General features: G+C 75.0%; 17 protein-coding genes. 12 read left to right on the top strand and 5 right to left on the bottom strand.

The features are described from left to right. The first annotated feature begins 317 nt into the window (after positions 1 to 317). A complete protein-coding gene (locus F8568_RS41985; RefSeq protein ID WP_151599686.1) occupies positions 318 to 707 on the top strand; it encodes a phage holin family protein in 390 nt (129 codons plus the stop codon). A gap of 125 nt (positions 708 to 832) precedes the next feature. Here F8568_RS41985 and F8568_RS47330 read toward each other — a convergent pair whose 3' ends face one another. The 3 genes from F8568_RS47330 to F8568_RS41995 all read right to left on the bottom strand — a co-directional run bounded on the left by F8568_RS47330 (position 833) and on the right by F8568_RS41995 (position 5,867). Beyond that, complete coding sequence (locus F8568_RS47330; RefSeq protein ID WP_151599688.1) at positions 833 to 3,388, bottom strand: hypothetical protein; 2,556 nt, start codon at positions 3,386 to 3,388, stop codon at positions 833 to 835. Between the two features lie 89 nt (positions 3,389 to 3,477). Beyond that, positions 3,478 to 4,494 (bottom strand): hemolysin family protein, encoded by a 1,017-nt coding sequence (locus F8568_RS41990; protein WP_151599690.1) that lies wholly within the window; start codon positions 4,492 to 4,494, stop codon positions 3,478 to 3,480. Then, positions 4,482 to 5,867 carry a hemolysin family protein gene (locus F8568_RS41995; protein ID WP_151599692.1) on the bottom strand — a complete coding sequence of 462 codons (1,386 nt, stop codon included), beginning with the start codon at positions 5,865 to 5,867 and terminating at the stop codon, positions 4,482 to 4,484. The genes F8568_RS41990 and F8568_RS41995 overlap by 13 nt, the downstream gene beginning before the upstream one ends. 297 nt (positions 5,868 to 6,164) lie before the next feature. On the opposite strand from F8568_RS41995, the gene F8568_RS42000 reads away from it, so the two are divergent. Genes F8568_RS42000 through F8568_RS42030 form a run of 7 tightly spaced genes read left to right on the top strand, consistent with a single transcriptional unit; the run spans position 6,165 to position 15,489 of the window. Further along, positions 6,165 to 7,415: a hypothetical protein gene (locus F8568_RS42000; RefSeq protein WP_328601282.1), complete on the top strand. Its 1,251-nt coding sequence runs from the start codon at positions 6,165 to 6,167 to the stop codon at positions 7,413 to 7,415. Then, complete coding sequence (locus F8568_RS42005) at positions 7,412 to 9,880, top strand: serine/threonine-protein kinase (protein WP_202125988.1); 2,469 nt, start codon at positions 7,412 to 7,414, stop codon at positions 9,878 to 9,880. Before F8568_RS42000 ends, F8568_RS42005 begins: the two co-directional genes overlap by 4 nt. Positions 9,881 to 9,882: 2 nt before the next feature. Then, positions 9,883 to 10,836 (top strand): PP2C family protein-serine/threonine phosphatase, encoded by a 954-nt coding sequence (locus tag F8568_RS42010; RefSeq protein WP_151599694.1) that lies wholly within the window; start codon positions 9,883 to 9,885, stop codon positions 10,834 to 10,836. Next, positions 10,833 to 12,329 carry a vWA domain-containing protein gene (locus tag F8568_RS42015; protein WP_151599696.1) on the top strand — a complete coding sequence of 499 codons (1,497 nt, stop codon included), beginning with the start codon at positions 10,833 to 10,835 and terminating at the stop codon, positions 12,327 to 12,329. Before F8568_RS42010 ends, F8568_RS42015 begins: the two co-directional genes overlap by 4 nt. A 5-nt stretch (positions 12,330 to 12,334) precedes the next feature. Beyond that, positions 12,335 to 13,081 carry an FHA domain-containing protein gene (locus F8568_RS42020; protein ID WP_151599698.1) on the top strand — a complete coding sequence of 249 codons (747 nt, stop codon included), beginning with the start codon at positions 12,335 to 12,337 and terminating at the stop codon, positions 13,079 to 13,081. Beyond that, the gene (locus F8568_RS42025; protein WP_236010019.1) at positions 13,078 to 14,613 is read left to right on the top strand and encodes a hypothetical protein; all 1,536 of its coding nucleotides are present in this window, start codon (positions 13,078 to 13,080) and stop codon (positions 14,611 to 14,613) included. The genes F8568_RS42020 and F8568_RS42025 overlap by 4 nt, the downstream gene beginning before the upstream one ends. A gap of 18 nt (positions 14,614 to 14,631) precedes the next feature. Next, a complete protein-coding gene (locus F8568_RS42030) occupies positions 14,632 to 15,489 on the top strand; it encodes a glutamate ABC transporter substrate-binding protein (RefSeq protein ID WP_151599700.1) in 858 nt (285 codons plus the stop codon). A 35-nt stretch (positions 15,490 to 15,524) separates the two neighbouring features. On the opposite strand, the gene F8568_RS42035 is transcribed toward F8568_RS42030, so the two are convergent. Continuing rightward, positions 15,525 to 15,875: an STAS domain-containing protein gene (locus F8568_RS42035; RefSeq protein WP_151599702.1), complete on the bottom strand. Its 351-nt coding sequence runs from the start codon at positions 15,873 to 15,875 to the stop codon at positions 15,525 to 15,527. A gap of 454 nt (positions 15,876 to 16,329) precedes the next feature. Between F8568_RS42035 and F8568_RS42040 the strand changes: the two genes are divergently transcribed. Beyond that, positions 16,330 to 17,007 (top strand): lysophospholipid acyltransferase family protein, encoded by a 678-nt coding sequence (locus tag F8568_RS42040; protein WP_151599784.1) that lies wholly within the window; start codon positions 16,330 to 16,332, stop codon positions 17,005 to 17,007. A gap of 53 nt (positions 17,008 to 17,060) precedes the next feature. Here the strand turns inward: F8568_RS42040 and F8568_RS42045 are convergent, their stop codons facing one another. Continuing rightward, a complete protein-coding gene (locus F8568_RS42045; protein ID WP_151599786.1) occupies positions 17,061 to 17,213 on the bottom strand; it encodes a DUF4267 domain-containing protein in 153 nt (50 codons plus the stop codon). A 68-nt stretch (positions 17,214 to 17,281) separates the two neighbouring features. On the opposite strand from F8568_RS42045, the gene F8568_RS42050 reads away from it, so the two are divergent. The 3 genes from F8568_RS42050 (at position 17,282) to F8568_RS42060 (ending at position 18,758) form a co-directional block, all read left to right on the top strand. Further along, positions 17,282 to 17,683, top strand: a complete 402-nt coding sequence (locus tag F8568_RS42050) for a hypothetical protein (protein WP_151599704.1) — start codon at positions 17,282 to 17,284, stop codon at positions 17,681 to 17,683. Between the two features lie 87 nt (positions 17,684 to 17,770). Further along, positions 17,771 to 18,475 (top strand): hypothetical protein, encoded by a 705-nt coding sequence (locus F8568_RS42055; protein ID WP_151599706.1) that lies wholly within the window; start codon positions 17,771 to 17,773, stop codon positions 18,473 to 18,475. A gap of 100 nt (positions 18,476 to 18,575) precedes the next feature. Beyond that, entirely contained in the window at positions 18,576 to 18,758 is a 183-nt protein-coding gene (locus F8568_RS42060) for a hypothetical protein (protein ID WP_151599708.1), read from the top strand. Positions 18,759 to 18,850: the final 92 nt, after the last annotated feature.

Below are 18,850 nucleotides of genomic sequence, written 5' to 3' on the forward strand. Positions count from 1 at the left end.
CGGGGCGTCCGCCGCGGACGCGCCGCCGCTTCCCCGCCGCGCCGCCGCCGCGCCGCCCGCCGCTCCCGCCGCCCCTCCCGCTCCCGCCGGGCCCGGCGCGCGGGCGACCCGCGTCGGACCGCGCTCCCAGGTCACCGCCCGCTCCCCGTTCTTCGACCGCGCCGACTGAGGCCCGCCCGGGCCCGCCCTGGGCCCGCCTGGGCCGCCGCCCGCGCGGCCCGGGCCGATGCCCGGTCGTTCCGGATGATGAGCGACACGCCCGGCGAATCGCCACGCAGAGGGATGAATACCGCAACGTCCCCTACCATCCTCGAACTGTGCGCATCCTCATCAAGGTCGTCATCACCGCGATCGCCCTCTGGGCCGCCACCGCGCTGATCGACGGCATCACGCTCGGCGACCAGGACACGGCGCACCGCGCGCTGACACTGCTCTGCGTCGCGGTCATCTTCGGCCTGGTCAACGCCGTCATCAAGCCGATCGTCAAGACGCTCGGCTGCGCCTTCTACATCCTCACCCTCGGCCTCATCGGCCTCGTCGTGAACGGCCTGCTGCTCTGGCTGACCAGCGCCATCGCCGACCGCCTCGACCTGCCGTTCCACGTCAGCGGGTTCTGGCCGGCCTTCTGGGGCGCGATCGTCGTGGGCATCGTCGGCTGGCTCCTGCACGTCCTCATCCCCGGCGACGACGACAAGGACGACGACTGACCGGCGCCTGGAGCGGAGCTCTAGCGGAGCGGAAGGCGTCGGTCAGTCGGCTTTTGTCGGGGGCGTGGGGCGGTTCGTACCGGACGGTCGGTTGACCACCGGCCAGATGGATCCGTGATGGGCGATCACACCAGGCGTGTCGGCTCGTCCAGCCACAGGTTGTCGCCGTTCTCCACCAGCCGGGGTGCGGCGGTCGCGCAGCGCGCGAACGTCCCGTGCCCCGGCTGCTCGTCCTCGGGCGGGCCCACGAGGATCCAGCGGGCCGTCCGGACGGCGCCGACGAGGAAATCCGCGTCGTCCAGCGGCCCCACCGCGACCAGCGCGCCGAACCGCTCGTCCGGCACCGCCGCCCCCACGCCCACCGGCGTCCCGACCACCAGGTCCGCGGCGGGCAGCAGCGCGGCGCCGTCCGGCCCACCGCCTTCCAGGAACCCGCCGAGCTCCTCGATCCGCGCCATCGCCGAACGGCGGCGCTCCCCAATCACGTCGGGATCGTCCGCCGGGTCCGCCTCGAACACCTTCTGGACGTTCTCCCGCGCGCGCGCCTCCGTCTCCTCCGCCGCCTGCAGCTCCGCCTGACCCGCGGCCGTTTCCTCCTCACCCTGCGCGCTGCGCCGGTCCAGCTCCGCCCGGAGCTCCGCGGCCCGGGTCACCGCCGCCTCCGAGTCCGCGCGTGCCTGCGCCGCCGCAGCCAGAGCCGCCTCCCGGCCCGCGCGCGCGGCCTCCACCCGCTCCTCGACCGCCCGCGCCGCCTGCTGCGCCGCCCGCGCCTCCAGCCCCGCCTGCGTCGCCCGGTCGACCGACTCCGCCGCGCGCCGCGCCTGCTCGCGATGGTCCGCGGTGGCCGTCTCCCGCTCCGTCGCCAGCCACGCCAGCTCCGTCGTCAACCGCTCCTGCGCCTCCCGCGCCGTCGCCAGCCGCGGACCGCCCTCCGCCACGAACGCCGCCAGCCCCTGCCGGTGCGCCTCCGCGCGCTCCGCCGCGTCCTTCGCCTCCTGCGCGCGCTTCGCCGCCACGTCCGCGTCCCGCGTCCGCGCCTGCACCTCCGCCCGGACGCTCTTCAGATCCGACGGCGGCGCCGCCACATGCAGCCGCTGCGTCAACGTCATCTTCCGCCGCACCGCCGCGAGCGCCGACTCCGCCGACACCAGCCGGTAGTACGCCGCGTGCCCCTCCGCCGACGCGTCCGCGTCCACGGCGGCCAGCCTGTCCGCCTCCTCCGCCGCCGCAGGCAACGCCTCCTGCGCGCGCGCCAGCTCGTCCTTCAACGACGCCTCCACCTGCTGCGCGCCCCGGAACTCCTCCTGCGCCTCACGAGCCCGCTGATCCAGCTGCGTGCACCGCGCGTACGCCTCGTCCGCCATCCGCGTCAGGTCGCTCGCCTCCGCGCCCGCCGCGTCCGCGATCCCCTGCAACCGCTCCGCCTCCGCGCGCGGACCGATCAGCTCGTCCTCCGCCTCCCGCTGTACCGCGACGAGCCGCTGCGCCTCCGCGTCCGCCTCGGCGGCCCGCTCCTCCGCGCTCTGCGCCGCGTCCCGCGCCTCCTCGATCGCGCCCGCCAGCCCCGCCAGCTCCGCGTCCAGCGCCTCTTTGCGCGCGGCCACCTCCGCCCGGACCGCCGTGAGCGCCGCAGCGTCCAGAGGCCACTGATCAAGCAGCATCAACCCGCGCCGCAGCTTTCCCGCCTCGGCCCGCCACCGCCGAGCCCAGCCCTCCCCGACGGCCCGCAGCCCGGCCCCCATGACCCACGTCTCAGGAGCCCCGCTGCTCAGCAACGCCTCGGATACCTCAGGCTTGGCGCCCTCGTCCGCTTCGGCGACGGCGGGAATCGCCTGCGTCTCCGCGGACGCGTCGCTCGGCGTGGGCTCGTTGGGTTTGGTCGGTCCGGCGGGGGCGGGGGTCTCGGGCGTGATGGGCTGGGCGTACCAGTCGGTCGGCGAGGTCTCTCTCGGCTCCGCTGCGGGCTGGACGTCGTCGTCGGCGGCGGCGGGGAGCGGCTCGGCTCGCGTCACGGCCGTGCCGGGGGCGGGGAGGCCGGTCACCGGCTTGAACTCGACCGTTCCGTTGGAGCCGGCCTCGTTCCTGGACGGCGTCGCGGGAGGTTCGTCCTGCGCCGGCGGGGGCTTGAGTGTTTCGTCGGACGCGGCCGGTGGCCGGGGCGGATGGGTCTCGATGAGGAGGGCGCGGATCTCCGGGTCGTCCTGGACGGCCTGGAGCAGCTCGGCGGCCTTCTCGGGGGTCGGGGCGAGGAGCAGGGTGCGCTCGCCGGCGGCCTTGAGGTCCGCGACGAGGTGCCGGACGGTCTCGGGTTCGTCCGCGGTCCGGACGAGGCGGACGGCGCCGGTCGCGTCGAGGGTGCCGGGGGCGACGAGGAGGCGGGCGAGGACCTCCCAGTCGCCGGCGACCTGAGCGGTGCGGAGGGCGCGGAGCGCGGCGATCTGGGCGGCCCAGCCGAGCGCGTCGTCCTGCAGAAGGGTCTGGAGGTGCTCGTACTGCTCGGTGAGCGGCGCGTAGGCGGTCTCGACGAGGTCGGCGCCGCCCCGGGGAACCTCTTCCACGCCCATCGGCGGCGTCTCCTCGGTGGACGCCTCCGTCAACGGCATCGTCTCGAGGTCGGGGCGGGCGTCGAGGGCGGGCTCCGGCGCGCCGTCCGGCTCGTTGGGTTCCGCTGACTGGTTCACCGACGCCATCCCGTCCGAGTTCGACCCCGGGGCCGTATGTGTCCCCTTCTGCTCGCGTCTAACGTCTCATATGAAAACGATCATCCGGATCAGTGCGGGTTGGTGGCGAGGAGTTCGGCCAGCAGGTCGTCGAGGGTGACGATGCCGGCGAAGCCGCCCAGCTCGCCGTTGACGACGGCGAGCTGCGCGCGGGCGCGGCGCATCCGGCTGACGGCGTCGAGCACGGTCGTCTCCGCGGTGAGCGCGGGCGCCGGGTAGGCGAGGTCGGCGGCGGAGCGGTCGCCGTCGGGCTCGGTGATGGCGGCGCGGACGTGCACGATGCCGGTGGCGGCGCCGTCCGGGCCGCGGACGAGCAGCCGGCTGTGCCCGCTGGCGGTGGCGGTGCGGCGGATGTCGGCGGCGGACGCGCCCGCGTCGATGGTGGTCACGGACGTGGCGGGGATGACCAGGTGCCGGACGGTCGCCTCCCGCGCGGAGATCGCGCGGCGGAGCAGCTCGTGGTCGTGCCGGCCGATGAGGCCGAGGCGGCGGGACTCGCCGACCAGGTGGCTGAGCCGGGCCGGGTCGGTGTGGCTGTCGAGCTCGTCGCGGGGCGTGACGCGGACGAGCCGCAGCAGCCCGTTGGTGGCGGCGTTCAGCGCGGCGAGGATCGGGCGGGACACCTTCGCGAAGCCGCGGAACGGCAGGGCGAGCAGGACGGCGGAGCGTTCCGGGTTCACGATCGCCCAGGACTTCGGCGCCATCTCGCCGACGACCATGTGCAGGAAGGTGATGACGCCGAGCGCGCAGGCGAGGGCGGCGGCCTTGGCGCCGGCCTCGGGGACGCCGACGGCGTGCAGCGGCGGTTCGAGGAGGTGCTCGAACGCGGGCTCGGTGACGATGGCGAGGCCGAGGGAGCACATGGTGATGCCGAACTGGGCGCCGGCGAGCATCAGCGACAGCTCGCGGACGCCGGCGACGGCCGCGGCGGCGGGGCGGCCGCCCTTGCCGGCGGCGCGTTCGAGCTGCGACCGGTTGGCGGCGACGAGCGCGAACTCCGACGCGACGAAGAAGCCGTTCCCGATCAGCAGCAGGACGGTGATGAGCAGCGAGGTCAGCGGGTCCACGAGGCCTCCTCGGGACGGCCGGCCGGCGCGGGCGCGAGTGCGGGTGCGGACGCGGCCGTGCGGATCCGGATCTTCTCGGCGACGCGGCGGGCGACGCTGACGACCTCCAGCTCGGCGTGCCCGGACGCGGCGCCGCCGGACGCGCCGTCCAGCGCGACGGTGAGCCGGTCGCCGGGGCGGGGGAGGCGGCGCAGCTCGGCCATGACGAGGCCGCCGAGGGTGTCGTAGGCGTCGCCTTCGGGCAGGTCCAGGCCGGTGAGGCGGACGACCTCGTCGATCCGCATGCCGGCGTCGACGAGCCAGGACCCGTCGGGGCCGGTGGTGGGGGCGTCCTCGCGGGCGTCGGTCTCGTCGGCGATCTCGCCGACGAGCTCCTCGGCGACGTCCTCGAAGGTGAGGATGCCGGCGAGGCCGCCGTACTCGTCGACGACGCAGGCGAACTCCTCGCCGGACTCGCGCATCCGCTCGATGACCCCGTACAGCGGCTGGCTGCCGGGGACGAGCAGCGCGGGGCGGGCGATCTCCCCGACCGGGGTGGCGGGGTCGAGGGCGTCGTCGGCGACCTCGCGGACGCCCGCGACGCCGATGACGTCGTCGACCTCGCCGTCGTAGACGGGGTAGGCGCTGTGCCCGGTCGCGCGGATCAGCGCGACGAGGTCGGCGGCGGGCGCGGTGGACGGCAGCGTGCTGACCTGCGGGCGCGGGACCATGACCTCGTCGGCGGTGAGGTCGCCGAACGACAGGGCGCGGTCGAGGAGGCCGGACAGGTCGGCGGGCAGGTGCCCGGAGCTCTGCGACTTGCCGATGATGTCGCCGAGCTCCTCGAGGGTGGCGCCGCTGTGCAGCTCCTCGACGGGTTCGACGCCGACGGCGCGCAGCAGCCGTTCGGCGGCCCGGTCGAACAGCCGGATCAGCGGGCCCGCCACCGTCATGTAGACGAGCGTGGACGCGGCCAGCGCGCGCGCCAGCGACTCAGCGCGGGCCAAGGCGAGGTTCTTGGGGAACAGCTCGCCGAGCAGCATCTGGATCAGCGTGGCCAGCACGAACCCGGCGGCCAGCGCGATCGCGCCGGTCGCGCCCTCGGGGATCCCGGCGGCGTCCAGCAGCGGCTGGATCAGCCCGGCCAGGGCGGGCTTGGCGATGAACCCGACGACCAGCGTGGTCATCGTGATGCCGAGCTGCGCGCCCGACAGCATGAACGACAGCCGGCCGATCACCTTCACGGCGCGGCGGGCGGCGGTGTCGCCGCGCGCCGCGTCCTGCTCGAGGGACGCGCGGTCGGCGGCGACGTAGGCGAATTCCTGGGCGACGAAGTATCCGGTGGCGGCGGTGAGAACGATCACCGCGAGCAGTCCCAGCGCCGCGCTCAGCATGGGGCACCGGGTCTATGACTGGGGTCCGACACCGCGGACTCACCACTCCTCTCATCTGGGCCTACCTGCGTAACGCCGCCTCGGGCGGCGAGGTTCCCGGCGCACCAGGGTACGGCCCAGGGTGATCGTCCCACCGGTGCGGGGACCTGTCCGGCGGGGACAGGCGCTTGTGTCGCCAAGTGTCACGGATCACACTTGTTGGAGAGAGCGTGCCCGATACTTGTGCGGTCCTTTGCTCCCAGGCCGCCGGGACCGGGGGCGCGCACGGGGACCGAGAGAACCGAACGCGGGGCTGAGGTGGACGAGAGCGGGGCCGGGGCCGCCGCGCCCATGAGCCGGGAGGGAGTCGACCATGCCCTCCGGACGCTCGGCGCGGAGCGGGAGCGGATCGCGGCGTCCCTGCTGGAGCTCGACGGGCACACCGGCGTCCGGCTGCTGAAGGGCGCCCGGCTCGCGGGCGAGACGTGGCGGCGCTGGGAGAAGGTGCGCGCCCGGCTGGCGCTGCTGTGGCGGGTCTTCGACGCCTACCAGCGGGTGCTGGACGAGGCGTGCGCGCTGCGCGGCCGGTCGGCGCGGCCGGGCGTCGCGACGCTGGTGGAGCTGACGGGGCTGCTGTCGGGGCGGTCGGTGGAGTTGCCGGACGGCGAGATCCCCCTCGAGGACCGGACGCTGCTCGGCCCGCAGGAGAAACGGGCGACGCTGGACGAGGCGGTCGGGATGATGTCCGACGCGTACGCGTTCGTGGCGAAGGAGGTCGCGGCGGCGGACGCGGCGTGGTCGGCGCTGCTGCGGCCGCTGGAGGAGGCGGAGGAGAGCTGGCAGCGGACGGCGCGGCTGGCGCACTCCCTGGACGGCACCCGGCACCCGGACCTGGACCGGCTGGGCCGCGAGCTGACCGCGCTCGGCCGGCTGGTCCGCACCGATCCGCTGTCGCTGTGCCCGGACGGCCGTCCCGACACCTCGCGGCTGGACCGGGTGCGCGCGTCACTGCGCTCGATCGAGGACGAGCTCGCGGGGGTGGCGCGGCTCCGCGACGAGTACGCCGACCTGGTCGCGGGCCTCGGAGCGGCGATCGGGCGGGTGGAGGACACCGAGCGGCGGGCGTGCGAGGCGCACGCGACGGTCCTGCTGAAGATCCACGCGCCGAACGTGCCGCCGCCTGCGCGGGGCCTCGGCGACGGGCTGCGGCACCGGCTCGCGGCGCTGGAGCGGCTGCGCGAGGCGGGCCGCTGGGTGGAGATGGCGGGCCGCGTCGCCGAGCTGGAGAGCGCGGCGGCGGAGGCGCTGGAACGGGCGACCGACGATCTGCGTCTCAGCCAGGGGCTCCTCGACCGGCGGGGCGAGCTGCGCGGGCGGCTGGAGGCGTACCGGGCGAAGGCGGCGCGGCTCGGGCTCGCCGAGGACGAGGCGCTCACGGCGCTGCACGGGCGGGCCCGTGACGTGCTGTGGTCGGCGCCGTGCGACCTGCGCCGGGCGACCGCGCTGCTGGCCGAGTACCAGCGCGCGATCAGGGCGCACGAGAACGACGGGACGGGGACCAGCACATGACCCGATGCACCCAGCCCGGCTGCGGCGGCGAGGTCGGCGCGGACGGCTTCTGCGAGGTGTGCGGGATGGCGCCGCTCCCGGAGCCGCCGCCCGCCGACCCGGGAGGCTCGGGTCCGGTGGCATCGCAGCCGTCGGGGCCGCTGTCGGGGCCGCTCGCAGCCGGGCCGCCGGCCGCCGGTTCCGTCCCGGCGCAGCCGCGCGGCCCGGCGCCCGCTCCCGCTCCCGCTCCGAAGACGGTGGTGAACGCGCCGGCGACGTCGGTCGAGCGCCCGGCGTCCCGGCCGGGCACGGGCACGCCCGGCACGGGCACGCCCGGCTCAGGCGGGTCGCGCAGCGAGCCGACCGGCGGGTCCGGGGGCTCGGGCCGCACCGCGTCGCGCGGCGGGACGCGCGGGACGGGCTCCACCGGGTCCGCGCGGCGCGGGATGCTCGGCGCCGGGCTGGTCGAGGTGCCGCCGGTCCCGTTCCGCGACCCCGCGTCCGCGATCATGGAGAACCCGGAGGTCCCGGAGAACCGGCGGTACTGCAGCCGGTGCGGCGAGAAGGTCGGCCGCGGCCGGGACGGACGGCCGGGCCGCACCGAGGGGTTCTGCGCGTCCTGCGGGCACCGGTTCTCCTTCACCCCGAAGCTGAAGCCGGGCGAGCTGCTCGGCGGGCAGTACGAGGTGCTGGGCTGCCTCGCGCACGGCGGGCTCGGCTGGGTGTACCTGGCGCGCGACCACAACGTCAGCGAGCGGTGGGTGGTGCTGAAGGGCCTGCTGGACACCGGCGACGCCGACTCGCTCGCCGCCGCGGCGGCCGAGCGGGCGTTCCTCGCCGAAGTCGAGCACCCCAACATCGTCAAGATCTACAACTTCGTGCGGCACGGCGACTCCGGCTACATCGTGATGGAGTACGTCGGCGGCCGGTCGCTCAAGGAGATCCTGCTCGCGCGCCGCGCGGAGGAGGGCGACCAGGCGGCGCTGCCGCTCGGGCAGGTGCTGGCCTACGGCCTGGAGGTGCTGAGCGCGCTCGGCTACCTGCACGGTGTCGGCCTGCTGTACTGCGACTTCAAGCCGGACAACGCGATCCAGTCCGAGGAGCAGCTGAAGCTGATCGACCTCGGCGGCGTGCGGCGCGCGTTCGACGTGGACAGCCCGATCTTCGGCACGCCCGGCTACCAGGCGCCCGAGATCGGCTCGACGGGGCCGTCGATCGTGTCCGACCTGTACACGGTCGGCCGGACGCTCGCCGTGCTGAGCTTCCCGTTCCGCGGCTACACGCGGCGGCACCTGCGCAGCCTGCCGCCGCGCGAGGAGGTGCCGCTGTTCCAGCGGCACGAGTCGTACCACCGGCTGCTGCGCCGGGCGACGCATCCCGATCCGGCGCGCCGGTTCCAGAGCGCGGCGGAGATGGCCGAGCAGCTGACGGGCGTGCTGCGCGAGGTGCTGTCGGCCGAGGACGGCAAGGCCCGTCCGGCGCCGTCGCCGCTGTTCGGGCCGGAGCAGCACACCGCCGGGACCGACATCATCGACCCCGATCCGGCGCGCGACGGCGCGACGCCGGTGCTGGCGCCGCTGGAGCCGGCCGCGGCGGCGATCGCGCTGCCCGTCCCGCTGGTGCACGGCTCGGACCCGGCCGCCGCGTTCCTCGCGGGCCTGACCGCCCGCGACCCGGGCGACCTCGCGGCGGCGCTGGCCGCGGCGCCGGTGGCGTCGCGGGAGGTGCGGTTCGCGCTGGTCCGGGTCCGGATCGAGCTGGGCGACCTGGACGTCGCCGCGCGGCTGCTGCGCGAGCTGGAGGCCGAGCAGCCCGACGACTGGCGGGTCGACTGGTACCGGGGCGCGCGTGCGCTCGCGGACGGCCGCGCCGCCGACGCCGCCGCCGTGTTCTCCGACCTGTACGACCTGATGCCGGGCGAGCAGGCGCCGAAGCTCGCGCTGGGCTTCTGCAAGGAGCTGCTCGGCCAGCACGTGGCGGCCGGGCGCTTCTACGCGACGGTCTGGCGCACCGACCCGACGCACGTCAGCGCCGCGTTCGGGCTGGCCCGCGCGTACCTGGCGGGCGGCGACCGGGGCAGCGCGGGCCGCGTCCTGGACTCGGTGCCGCGGATCTCCAGCCACTACCTGGCCGCGCAGCTCGGCGCGGTCGGGGCGGCGGTGCGGGGACGTCCGGCGGGGGAGCTGAACGCGGCGGCGCTGGTGGAGGCGGGGCGGCGGCTGCGGTCGCTGCGGCTGGACACCGAGCGGTACTCGGCGTTCGTGGCTGAGGTGCTGGAGGCCGCGCTCGGCTGGCTGCGCGCCGACCGGACCCCCGCGCAGCTCCGGCCGGAAAAGGACATCCTCGGTATCCCGCTCGAAGAACCTCGGCTGCGGGCGAAGCTGGAGGAGACTTACCGGGTGCTCGCCAAGCTCGCGGACGGCCCGGGACACCGCCACGCGATGGTGAAGCGCGCCAACGCCGTTCGCCCGAGGACGCTGTTCTAACGATGAACGGGGACGGGAACGCGGGCGCGCGCGGGGACGCCGCCTGCCGCGACTGCGGGAGCTGGGCCGTCACGGCGGACGGGTTCTGCGAGGCGTGCGGGCTGCGGCAGCCGGGCGCCGACGAGCACGCCGAGGCGCACCTGGTGGTGGACGGGCGGCCCGCGCTGGGCGCCGGCATCAGCGACCCGGGGCTGCGCCGCGCCCACAACGAGGACGCGTTCGCGCTGGCGCGGTTGCCGGACGGGGCGTGCGGGGTCGTGTGCGACGGGGTCGCGACGGCGCCCGGGTCGCGGGAGGCGGCGCGGGCCGCGGCGCAGACGGCGGCGGCGGTGCTGCTCGACCGGATCGCGGCGGGCGCGGGCCCGGACGAGGCGACCCGGGAGGCGGCGGAGCGGGCCGGCGAGGCGGTCGCGGCCCTCGCCGACGGCGCCGGCGGCCGGGGTCCTGCCTGCACGTTCGTCTCGGCGGTGGTGGCGGCGGGCCGGGTCACGGTCGGCTGGCTGGGCGACAGCCGCGCCTACTGGCTGTCCGAGACCGATTCCTACCCGCTGACCACGGACGACTCGTGGGCGGTGCAGGCGGTCGCGCGGGGCGAGCTGACCGCGGACGCGGCCTGGGCGGACCGTCGCGCGCACATGCTGACGGCGTGGATGGGGGCGGAGGCGGGCGCGTTCGAGACGCACCTCGCCGCGTACGAGCCGGACGGCCCGGGACTCGTGCTGATCTGCAGCGACGGCCTCTGGAACGATCTTCCGGACGCGGCCGCGCTGGCGTCGGTCGCGCTCGGCGGTGCCGCCGGCACCGGCGGGGCGCCAAGGGCGGCCAAGGAGGCGGGGCCGTTGGGGGCGGCGCGGCGGCTCGTGCGGGCGGCGCTGGACGCGGGGGGACACGACAACGTGACGGTGGTGGTCATCGAGTTCCCGCCGCCCGACCCGACGAGGGAGCCCGGTTCATGAGCGAACGTCCCGAGTTCACGATCCGCGTGGACCACAACCCGTACCTGCCGGCGGGCGGGCGGGAGATGCACGCCGTCGTCACCGTCGAGGCCCGCTCGGACGGCGACGGCGCGGGCCCGCCCGCCGAGGGCGGCGCCGCGGAGATCATCATCATCGACACCTCCGGGTCGATGTCGTACGGCGGCAAGATGGCGGCGGCGCGGCGCGCGGCGAAGGCGGCGGTCGGGGTGCTGCGTGACGGGGTGCGGTTCGCGGTCGTCGCGGGCGCGAACCGGCCGCGGATGATCTACCCGCAGGGGGAGCGGCTGGTCGAGGCGAGCGCGTCGACGCGGCGCAGCGCGGCGAACGCGGTGGGGCGGCTGGAGGCGGCGGGCGGCACCGCGATCGGGTCGTGGCTGCGGCTCGCGGACCGGCTGTTCGACGGACTGAGCCCTTCGAGGGGGGACGACCCCCCACACCCCCCGGGCCGACTTCGTCGGAATCCAGACGGCGCCGTCAAGCACGCCATCCTGCTGACCGACGGCAAGAACCAGCACGAGAGCGACGAGGAGCTGGACGCGGCGCTGCGGCAGTGCTCCGGGCACTTCCTGTGCGACGCGCGCGGCGTCGGCACCGACTGGGAGGTCGCCGAGCTGCGCAAGATCACCTCGGCGCTGCTCGGCGGGTTCCTGGACGTCCCCGACCCGAAGGACCTGGAGGCCGACTTCCTCGAGATGACGCGCGCGGCGATGGGCAAGCAGGTCGCGGACGTCGCGCTGCGCGTGTGGACGCCGCAGCACGCGGAGCTGAAGCTCTTCAAGCAGATGGTGCCGACCGTGGACGACCTGACGGGCAAGCGGGCGCGGTCGGGGGCGCAGACCGCCGACTTCCCGCTCGGCGCGTGGGGCAGCGAGAAGCGCGAGTACTTCCTGAGCGTGCAGGTGCGGCCGGGCGAGATCGGGCGGCAGATGCGCGCCGCGTGGGTGAAGGTGATCGCGCCGGGCTCGGGCGGCGAGGCGGAGCGGGAGCTGGCGTCCGGGAACGTGCTCGCCGAGTGGACCGACGACGAGGCCCTCTCGACGCGGATCAACAAGCGCGTCGCGCACCACACCGGGCAGTCGGAGCTGGCGGACGCGATCCAGGAGGGGCTGGAGGCCCGGCGCGAGGGCGACGAGGACACCGCGACGGCCCGGCTCGGCCGCGCCGTGGTGCTCGCCCGCGAGGTCGGCAACGAGCAGATCGCGGAGCTGCTGGACAAGGTGGTGGACGTCATCGACCCCGTGACGGGCACCGTCCGGCTGAAGGCGGACGTGTCGAAGGCCGACGAGATGTCGCTCGACACCCGTTCGGTCCGGACCGTCCGGACCGCCCGGACCCGCAAGAGCGACCTTCCCCCGGAAGATCAACAGAAGACGCCCCAAGACGAGCCCGACGAGCCGGATGAGCCGGAGGCGCCACGAGACACGCCGCGGGACGCGCAGCGGGACACGCCGCCGGACGAGGCCGGGAGCTGAGGTCCATGCCGATCTGCGCGAACGGGCACGTGTCCGCCGCCGACGACTACTGCGACGTGTGCGGCGACCTCATGGAGGGGGCGCCGCGCGCCGAGTTCAGCAGGGTCGAGCGCGGCGCGATCGCGCTCGCCGACCCCGCCGGGCCGGGCTCGGCCGCCCGCCCGGCGGCCGAGGAGCCGGCGCCCGAGGAGTGCCCCGACTGCGGCACCCCGCGCAGCGGCCGGTTCTGCGAGAACTGCGGCTACGACTTCGCGACCGGCACCGCCCGGCCCGGCGAGCGGCCCGCCGCCGGACCCGGACCCGAGCCCGGACCCGCGCCGGACTCCCCGGCTCCGGCCCGCTGGTCGGCGCTGATCACCGCGGACCGCGAGTACTACGCCTCGGTGATCGCGCAGGAGGGCCCCGACTCGGGATCGCTGGAGTTCCCGCCGTACTGCCCGGAGCGCCGCGTCCCGCTGGTCGGCGAGCAGATCAGGATCGGCCGGCGCAGCGCGTCCCGGCGCAGCGTCCCGGAGATCGACCTCGGCGGGCCGCCCGAGGACCCCGGCGTCTCGCACCTGCACGCGGTGCTGATCGCCCGGCCGGAGGGCGGCTGGCTCCTCGTCGACCCCGGCTCCACCAACGGGACGACGGTGAACGGCGGCGCCGACCCGATCGCCGTGAACATGCCGGTGCCGCTCGGCGACGGCGACCGCGTCCACGTCGGCGCCTGGACGACCATCACGCTGTCCCTTCAGGAGGGCTCCCCATGACGATGACGCCCGCGCAGCCGGCGGCGCCGCCCGGGGCCCGGCCGCCCGGCGCGCCCGCCGCCGCTCCCGGCACGGACGCCCCGCCCGCCGCTCCCCCGGCGCGCCGCGGCCGGCTCGCGACGTTCGCGCGCGGCCGCTGGCTGCGCACGATCCCCGGCCGGATCCGCGCGCACGTCGCGCTCGTCCTGGCCGCGCTCGTCGCGCTGCTCGCCGTGCTGACGGTCGCGGTCGGGAACGCGCGCGACTCCGTCCAGACGATCGGGCACGACGCGGGCCCGCAGGTCGTCGCGACGAGCACGCTGTACTTCGCGCTCAGCGACATGGACGCGCAGGTCTCCAGCATCCTGCTGATCGGCCGCCAGCACGACCTCGGCAGCGGCTACGACCGGATGCTCGCCGCCTACGAGCAGCGCCGCGCGGACGCCGACGCCGCGGCGGTGCAGGCCGCGCAGCTCGCCGGGCGCGACCCGGCGCTGCGGCAGACCGTCCAGGACGTCCTCGACGGCCTCGGCCGGTACGAGCGGCTCGTCGGGTCGGCGATGCAGCTCGACCAGAAGGCCGACCATCCGGCGGGGGAGCCGCCGAAGGAGGTCGTCGACGCCTACCGGCAGGCGACCGACCTGATGAAGCTGGAGCTGCTGCCGAAGGCGTACAACATCACGCTCGACACCGGCGCGCACGTCCGGCAGGCGTACGAGACGAAGCGGACGGCGGTCCTCACCGGCCGCGACTGGGTGATCGTCGCCGGGGCGGCGGCGCTGCTGCTGCTGGTCGCGACGCAGCTGTACCTGGCGCGGACGTTCCGGCGGATGCTGAACCCGGCGCTCGTCCTGGCGACGCTCGGCACGGTCGCGCTCACCGCCGCCGGCGCGGGCCTGCTGTCGGCGCAGGCAGGGCACATGAAGAAGGCGAAGGAGGACGGCTTCGACTCCGTCCTGTCGCTGTCGCGCGCGCGGGCGATCAGCCACAGCGCGTTCGCGGACCAGAGCCGCTACCTCCTCGACCCCGGCCGCGCCGACACCTACGAGCAGACCTACCTCGACAAGTCGCTCTCGGTGGTCTATCCGGACATCGGCGACAAGCCGCTGAACCTGGAGAACTACTACGCGGGCCTGAAGCAGAAGGTGGGGCCGTACCGCCCGCACAAGGGCACGGCCCCGTTCCTCGGCTTCTTCGCCGACGAGGCCGCCGCGGTGCGCAACGCCCGCGAGGCCGACGCCGTGCAGCGGACGCTGCGCGCGTACATCGTCGTCCAGGGCGACGACCAGGAGATGCGGTCGCTCGCCGCGTCCGGCGACCGCAACGGCGCGATCACGATGCGGATGGGGCGCCAGTCCGGCGCGATCAGCCACTTCGACGCCTACGACGCGGCGCTCGGCTCGCTGATCGCCGTGCACCAGGACGCGTTCACCAAGCAGATCAAGGACGCGGACGGCGGGCTGCGCGGCTGGAAGGCCGTCCCGCCGGCCGCCGCCGTCATCGCCCTGCTGATCGTCGCGGGGGTCCGTCCCCGGCTGGCCGAGTTCCGCTGACCGGAGGAGAACCGACCCATGCGCGCCGCCCGTCCCCGTTCCGCCCGCCGCCCTTTCCTGCGCACGGCCGCCCTTTCCTGCGCCGTCCTGTCCGCCGCCGGGACGCTGCCGGCGTGCGGGATCGGCGCGGCGGACGAGCCGACCATCGCCCACAAGCACGCGCTGACCATCGGCGTGAAGGAGGACCAGCCGAGCCTCGGCGTGAAGGGCAAGGACGGCACGTACCAGGGCTTCGACGTCGACGTCGCCACCTACATCGCCGGGAAGTTGGGCGTGCGCAAGGACCGGATCACCTGGCGCACGACGAACTCCTCGGTCCGCGAGAAGGCCCTCGCCGACGGCACCGTCGACATGATCGTGGCGACGTACTCGATCACCGCCAAGCGCAAGCGGGCCGTGACCTTCGCGGGGCCCTACTACGTCGCGCACCAGGACACGCTGGTCGCGCCGGGCAACACGACCATCCACGCCGTCCGTGACCTGAAGGGCCGCAAGATCTGCGCGGTGACCGGGTCGAACTCGTGGCGGCGGGTGATCGAGGAGCGCAAGATCGCCGCGGTGCCGGTGCAGGCGCCGACCTACGGCGCGTGCATGGACGACCTCGCCGCCGGGAAGCTGGACGCGGTCTCGACCGACGACCTGATCCTCGCCGGGTTCGCGGCCGGCCGCCCCGGCAAGATCATCAACGCGCCGTTCACCGACGAGAAGTACGGGGTCGGGCTGAAGAAGGGCGATCTGGAGGGCTGCGAGCAGATCAACCGGGCCATCACCGCGATGTACCAGGACGGCACGGCGGCGCGGCTGCTGACCAAGTGGTTCGGCAAGTCCGGGCTCAAGCTCACCACGAGCGTCCCGCAGTTCGAGGGCTGCACCTGACGCCCCCGGCGGGCCCGGGTCGTCTGCGGTCGCGGTCAGGCGGTCGTCGACGGCAGCGCGCCGATCGCCTCCCGCAGCGTGTCGTAGATCGGGACGAACTTGTCGATCCCGGTGATGCGGAAGACGCGCTGCACGCGCGGCGGCAGCGCCACCAGCGCCACGGTGCCGCCGTGCTGCCCGGCGCGCCGGTTCGCCGCGACGATCGCGTTCAGGCCGGTCGAGTCGCAGAACGTGACCTGCCGCATGTCGACGACCATGGGCTCGCCCGCGTCGACCACCTCGAACAGGGCCTCCTCGAAGCGCGCCCGGGAGACCACGTCGATGTCGCCCTGCACCCGGACCAGGGTGCAGCGTTCGTCCTTCATCAGGTTGATGTCGAAGTCCATGGCCACCTCTCGCCCCGCCTCCAAGGGCACCCCGGTTCCACGCACCTGGTATCCACCTCAGGTGACTCCTCAGGATTGCGCACCCCTGCCCGCAATCCAAGCACTTCCCGGGATAAGGACCGGGTCGCCCTCCCGCGTCCCGGACCGTAACGCCCGGCCGCGCCCGGGCCGCGCGGGTCCCGTGCCCGCGTTCCCCGGCTTGCCGCGTCCGGCCCCCGAATAACTTACTCCAGCGGAACTTACCGGATGGTAGGAAATGGTTTCACGATTGCCGCACCTCTCCAATGTGACCGAAGTCCCACCCCGGGATCAAGGCCCCCAATAGTCCACCGGCACCCTCCGTGACCAGCAGTTGAACCATTTCTTACCTCCCGCACGGTCAGAAAAGCAGGTGCTGACCCGGGGACGGATCGGCACAGAGGTTACAGTGGCGGTGCGAATGACAGGAGGCTGGGTGTTCTACACGTTCATGACGCGAGTGGTGCGTCCGATCCTTTGGCTCCTATTCCGCCCGCGGGTCATCGGCGGGGAGAACGTGCCCTCCTACGGGCCGCTCATCGTCGCCAGCAACCACCTGTCGTTCATCGACAGCTTCATCATCCCGCTCGCCGTCCCCCGGCCGGTGACCTACATCGCCAAGGCCGACTACTTCGCCGGCGGCGGCCTCAAGCGCGGCTTCGTCCGCTGGTTCCTCACCAACCTCGGCCACGTCCCGGTCAAGCGCGGCGCCCGCCGCGCCGCGATGGGCGCCCTCGAGCAGGCCGGCGACGTCCTCGCCAACAGCGGCGCCTTCGCGATCTACCCCGAGGGCACCCGCTCCCCGGACGGCCGCCTCTACCGGGGCCGCACCGGCGTCGGCTGGCTCGTCCTGCACTCCGGCGCCCGCGTCCTGCCCGTCGCGCTGGAGGGCACCGAGAAGATCCAGCCGATCGGGGCGTCCAAGCCGCGCGTCTTCGGCCCCCGCCCCACCGTCCGCATCGGCCCGCCGATGGACTTCTCCCACTACCGCGACCTGCCGCCCGCCAAGGCCCGCCGCGCCATCACCGACGAGATCGTCGAGGCCATCCAGAAGATGTCCGGCCAGGAGTACGCCCCCGTCTACAACGAGCGGGCCGACGAAGAACAGCAGTAGCGCCGGCGGCGCGGACGGGCCGCGCCACCGGCATGATCGGGGAGTCCGCCGGCTCAGCGGCGGCGGGCGGCGCGCAGGAGCAGCAGGCCCGAGGCGAGCACCGCCGCGGCCGTCGCGCCGTGGACGCCGAACGCGGTCGCCTTGGAGCCGTGGTGGGCGAGGACGGTGACCATGTCGCCGGCCGCGATCGTCGAGAACGCGCACATCACCAGGCCGAGCGCCTCGCGCTTCCCCGGGCCAGCAGCGCGAGGACGGCGAGGCCCGCGGCGAGGTCGTGCCGGTCGACCGCACGATCGAGGACCTGTGGCGCGGCGAGCCCCCGGCGCAGGCCGCCGACGTCCTCGCCGCCGCGCACGCCGCCGCGGGCCGGCTCGCCGAAGCGCGCCGCCTGTACGAGTCGGCCCCGCCGATCCAGCCGGACTACCTCTTCACCATGTTCTGCACGTTCCGCGCCATGACCGTCGTCGCGCTCGGCGACGCGCGGGGCGCGGCGGAGATGTACGAGGTGCTACTGCCGCACCGGGACGGCCCGCCGGCCGGGCTGGAGAGCCTGGCGGTCGCGATGCCGCCGCCCGCCCGCACGCTGGCCGAACTCGCGCCCCTCGCCGGCGAGGACCCGGCCCCGCACGTCCGGCGCGCGGCCGAGATCGCGGCCCTGTGGAACGCCCCGCATTGAGGGTTCCCGCCCGCATTGGGGTGCTCCTGCCGCCCGCACCGCGTGTCGGCCGGGTGCCGCGCGGGCCGGGCCCCTAGGGTCGCGGGCATGGCGCACAGGCTCCTCCCGCTCGCGGTGCTGGCGACGGTCGCGGCGGCGTCCGCCTGCGGCGGCTCCGGCGGCTCCGGCGGCGGGACGGTCCCCGGCCCCGCCCGCGCTGCGCCCGCCGGCACGGGCTACACCTCCGACCAGCTCGGGCAGGCGCTGCTCCAGCAGGTCACCGGCTACTGGCGCGGCGAGCCCGACTCCGGCGAGTACGGCTCGCTGAAGGCGCTGCGGAACGCCGCGCAGGTGCGCCAGGAGGCGACCCTCGACAAGCCGAAGTGCGCGGACGCCCAGACCGGCGGCCGCAGGCAGGTCGCCGCCGACGTGCCGACCGCGCTCGTCACGTTCGTCAAGGGCGACGGCCAGACCGCGACGGAGACCCTCATGGGCGTCGCGGACGCCGACGCCGAGAAGCAGGTCGAGGCCCGCGTCCCGCCCGGCTGCCTGACGTTCCGCACCCGCCTCGGCGACAAGTGGGCCGAGCACCGGATCACCGAGACCCCGCGCGGCGACATCGGCAACGGCTCGCGGACGGTCGGCGTCGCCACCACCATCGGCGCCCAGCGCATGAACACCTGGTACGTGGTGTTCCAGGGCCGCCACTACCTCGGTTCCGTGAGCGTCTTCGGCCCGAACGCGACCCGTGCCGAGGCCGAGTCCCTCGCGCGCGCCTCCGTCGCCCAGGCCCATCGGATCCTCGGCAGGTAGCGCGCTTCACCGAACCCGCGCGGACCTCTAGTGTCGAGATCGCAAGCGATGATGCACACGGATACGAGCGGGGGTTGTCTTGATCGGCAAGGAGGGCCGGGTGACCGGCCGGATCGGCCCCGGGCTGGTCGGCGAGGTCATGATCGCGATCCGGGGCGGGTCGGAGGCCTTCTACGCCCACCCGGTCGATCCGCGCGAGGAGATCGCGGTCGGCTCGATCGTCGTCGTGGTCGAGTACCACCCGCCGCGGACGGTGTACGTGGCGCACGCCCTGGCGTCCTGAAGACTGCCGCAAAAGGGACGAACCAACGGCGGGTCCGCTGCGTCTACTGGAAAACGCGGACGGGACCCGCCACCACCGGGCCGGCCGCCCGC

Origin of the sequence: Actinomadura physcomitrii (assembly GCF_008923205.2) — a bacterium.
GTDB classification, from domain to species: domain Bacteria; phylum Actinomycetota; class Actinomycetes; order Streptosporangiales; family Streptosporangiaceae; genus Spirillospora; species Spirillospora physcomitrii.